Consider the following 3,863-nt stretch of genomic DNA (forward strand, 5'->3'; position numbering starts at 1 on the left):
GCTTTTTTCGGAGTAGCAATGTCAAACAACTTTGAAAGGCTTACTGCAACAATGCAAGTTATTCCCGGGGTGAGGGCTGTGGGATACCTGACATTCATAGGTGCAGGCGTAATTGCCATGACCACGCTTTTTACAAGTCTTTTTGGAGGAACAGTGCTGCTGTTTGACAAAAACTGGGGGCTTATGCGTGAGACCCTTTCAAGTCCTCTGCCAAGAATTCATATAATCATAGGGATAGGACTTTCTGCCATGACAAAATCCTTTATCCAGGCCACTGTGATCATGGTTTTTGGGCTTTTACTGGGAGTCCAGTTTTTTGAAGGATACACAGCAATACAGGTTCTGGTTTCACTCTTTGGGATCATGCTTTTCATAGGGGCGTTTTCTCTCGGGTTTCTTTTTCTTTCGGCTGCAATAGCAATAACAATGGAAAGCCCGGAAGGAATGCAGGCTGTAATAACCCTGCTTACCATGCCTTTCTTTTTCACGAGCAATGCACTTTACCCTGCAAATTCCTTTCCTCCCGTGCTCCGGGCTCTGTCAACAGTCAATCCGCTCACACACCTTGTCAGCGGGATCAGGTATTTTGCAATAGGGAGCGAATTCTCGTCAATTGGACTCCTCTATACCTACACTCAGGGAGAGGTTATTGTCTCCTTCCTGGCTCTCCTGGCTTTTGCGGGGATAATGTTTCTTATTGCAAGGTGGAGGTTTACCAGGGTTACAGTTACATAATTTCAATCTGGCTTATATACAGACATAATTTCAATCTGGCTTATATACAGTTACATAATTTCAATCTGGCTCATATACAGTTACATAATTTCAATCATTCCAGACACTTGACAATAGAATCTGGGAAATGTTATGGAGATGAGCTAAAAGAAGACATCCAAATAAATTCAAAAATTGGATTATCAACAAACGTTGGGACGGAATTCGCCAGTTAATTACATGTTTTCAATCCTTGTCACGGAGGAAGAAACCCTCCTCCAATCTTGTGCACAACGCCATGAGCGTACCGATTCACGGAAAACCAGTAGAAACGACTACAAGCCCCTAACTATCCTTACCAAATATGGAAAACTTAAATTGTTAAATCCTCAGTTCCGTGAATTTCCTTTTTAACGAAGAGTGGATCACAGGAAATAAGTATTTAATAATGGAGCAGTAATCAAAAAAGAAGAGTAAAGGGTATAGAGTAAAATATACAGAAGATTAGGCACACTGCCGTTTATACAGTGAAAATGGGTAGAAAATAAATATAAATCAATATAATTATAATATTAATGAAAGACAAATAAGAAAGGGATCCAGTGTGAGTTCAGATAACGAATCTTCAGAAGCTGGTCAGTCCGCAGAGAGAGTATTTCCCGAGCCATTGTCTCTGAAGGACCTTTACCACATATATGGAATTGAACGTAGCCATGCCGATAATGTGGCCAGGAACGCTCTTGAGTTATTTGACATTCTTAATTCTATACATGGACTGGACTCCGAAATGCGGAACCTGGTAGAAACAGCTGCTCTTACTCACGATATAGGAGTAGCAGTAGATTTTGAAAATCATCACAAAGCAGGAAGGAACATTTTATTCATTCACCCGCCTTTAGAGGTGCCTGAAAGATTCAGGCCTGTTGTTGCCTGGACTGCTTTCCTGCATAAAAAGAGTGTAGATAAAGAGAAAGTTAAGAAACTTAAAGGAAAGGACTTCGGGAAAATGCCCGAGGATCTTCAGGAGCTTACCCTGAAAGTGGCTGCTCTTATCCGGCTTGCTGATGCCCTTGATTACAGCAGAATGGAAAGCAGACTCGGAAAAGTCACCTTCGGGAAGCGGAGTATCAGGCTCGAGATCGAGGGGCAGGGAGCTGGGATTGACGCAGAAAGAATGGCAAAGAAAGGTGATCTATGGCACCTTCTCTACAATACCCGGCTTGAGTTCAGACCTGTACCGAAGAAGTAATAAACCATAGTGCTTACTGGTTTCTGACTATACTTACTGGCTTCTAGCCATACTTACTGGCTTCTAGCCATACTTACTGGCTTCTAGCCATACTTACTGGCTTCTAGCCATACTTACTGGCTTCTAGCCATACTTACTGGCTCCTGGCTATAGAAACTGATTATATGGAGTATCGTTTTATGGGTCATCTTATACTTGTCAGGCATGGAGAACCTGGATTAAAGCCCGAAGAAAGGCTTGCCGGCTGGGTGGATATTTCTCTCAGCAGGAAAGGGATCGAAGAGGCTCTTCAATGTGCAGCAGAGCTTGAAAAGTTCGAACTGGACCTTGCTTTTGCCTCAAACCTTGTGCGGACGCAGGAAACACTTTTCTTAATATTGTCCGGACAGAAGAAAACAGGGGTTGTTGTCCATGAGAGTACAGGGAATGAAGGAAATCCAGGGAAAACGGACTGGTACTCGTATCCTGAAAAACTCGGTAAAAAACTTATCCCGATTTATTTCACGCCTTATTTAAACGAGCGTTACTACGGTAAGCTCCAGGGCAGGAAAAAACAGAAAATGGAAGAAAAATACGGAGCCGAAAAACTTGCCTCCTGGAGGTGGAACTTTCAGCCAGGTCCACCTGACGGAGAAAGTCTTAAAGTCGTGTACGAACGTGCAGTGCCTTATTTCAAGGAGAAAATCCTGCCTGCTGTAAAGGCAGGAAAAAATGTGCTGGTTTGTGCTCACCAGGGCAGTCTGAGAGCTCTGGTCAAATATATAGAAGGGATTTCCGATGAGGATATCAAGAAAGTCAGGTTTTCCACAGGCGAACTTACGATATATCAGTATTCAGAAGGCAAGCTAACCCGGGAAAACACTGAGATGAACCCTGAGACTAAAAGGAACCTCTGAGATTTCTGAATCTCTGTATTAAACCCTTTCTTGATTCCTTTATTGTTTTCTTTTTTAAATCCCATTATCTCTTAAGTTTCTTCTTTTCATTCGGGTTTTCAATTTTGAATTTTGGACTTTTTGCAAGTACATTGGTAGCATAAGAGGCTTTCTTAGAGAAACATAGAAATATGATATTGCAAAGAACTCAAATATAACCCAGAGGCAGAATATAAAGAGGATCTTCGTTTGCTGGCAGTTTCAGCACTTTTCTTACCTCTTCGTCCTCAAAAGCTCCTACTGTACAGGTTCCTATCCCGAGCTCCACTCCAAGTAGACATATGTTCTGTGCAGTGTGCCCTGCTTCCATATAGGCATAACGAAGACCTCGACTACCGTATTTGCCTGTTATCCTCGGATAAACCGCGGAGATTACAAATGAAACGGGAGCACTCCGGATCATGGGCTGGGAAAGAGCAGCTTTTGAAAGCCTCTCCCTCATATCACCTGCAATTTCTCGGACAAGCGTATGGCCTTCAGAAATGTACCTGTAAATTCCAGGTTCAAGCTTTCCATCTTCTCCGGCAACTACATGAATTTCAAGAGGGTAAAGCGCACCCGCAGAGGGTGCGGTCCTTAAACCTTCCTTAGAACTTACACCCTGAGCAGCCCAGAGCAAGCGAGAAATAACGGACTCGGAGAGTTCCTTGTCTTTATATCTTCTTACGGACCTCCGCTTTGCAATGAGTTCTTCGATATGGCTTCTATCCGCAGCTTCTGGCTCAGGCAGTTTGACTTTCATTGGCAGGTCTGTAAGACCTTGATTTCCCATATTTATTTCCCCCATACTTCTGGTACAATATTTTTATTCCTTGATTATTCCTTCCCACTTTCCGCAAATGTCTGATAAATTTCACTATTTTTCCCGATATCGTTTTTTCAATATCTCTATTTATTATTTTCAATTGTATTTCTTCGTTTACTCATTCATTTAAACATTATATGTTCAGTAAAGGTTTTCCTTC

At 42.3% G+C, this 3,863-nt stretch carries 4 protein-coding genes; 3 read left to right on the top strand and 1 reads right to left on the bottom strand.

Translation table 11 applies throughout. The features are described 5' to 3' along the window. From A9239_RS12025 to A9239_RS12035, 3 genes are all read left to right on the top strand, one after another. On the top strand, positions 1–735 hold a 735-nt coding region (locus A9239_RS12025), incomplete at its 5' end, for an ABC transporter permease (protein ID WP_069575314.1). Between the two features lie 583 nt (positions 736–1,318). Further along, entirely contained in the window at positions 1,319–1,963 is a 645-nt protein-coding gene (locus A9239_RS12030) for an HD domain-containing protein (protein ID WP_048116968.1), read from the top strand. Positions 1,964–2,142: 179 nt separating this feature from the next. Beyond that, on the top strand, positions 2,143–2,859 hold the full coding sequence (locus A9239_RS12035; RefSeq protein ID WP_048116966.1) for a histidine phosphatase family protein: 717 nt from the start codon (positions 2,143–2,145) through the stop codon (positions 2,857–2,859). A gap of 187 nt (positions 2,860–3,046) precedes the next feature. Here A9239_RS12035 and A9239_RS12040 read toward each other — a convergent pair whose 3' ends face one another. Beyond that, a complete protein-coding gene (locus A9239_RS12040; RefSeq protein WP_176722136.1) occupies positions 3,047–3,670 on the bottom strand; it encodes a SagB/ThcOx family dehydrogenase in 624 nt (207 codons plus the stop codon). Positions 3,671–3,863: the final 193 nt, after the last annotated feature.

Origin of the sequence: Methanosarcina sp. A14, assembly GCF_001729375.1 — an archaeon.
Classification (GTDB): Archaea; Halobacteriota; Methanosarcinia; order Methanosarcinales; family Methanosarcinaceae; genus Methanosarcina; species Methanosarcina barkeri.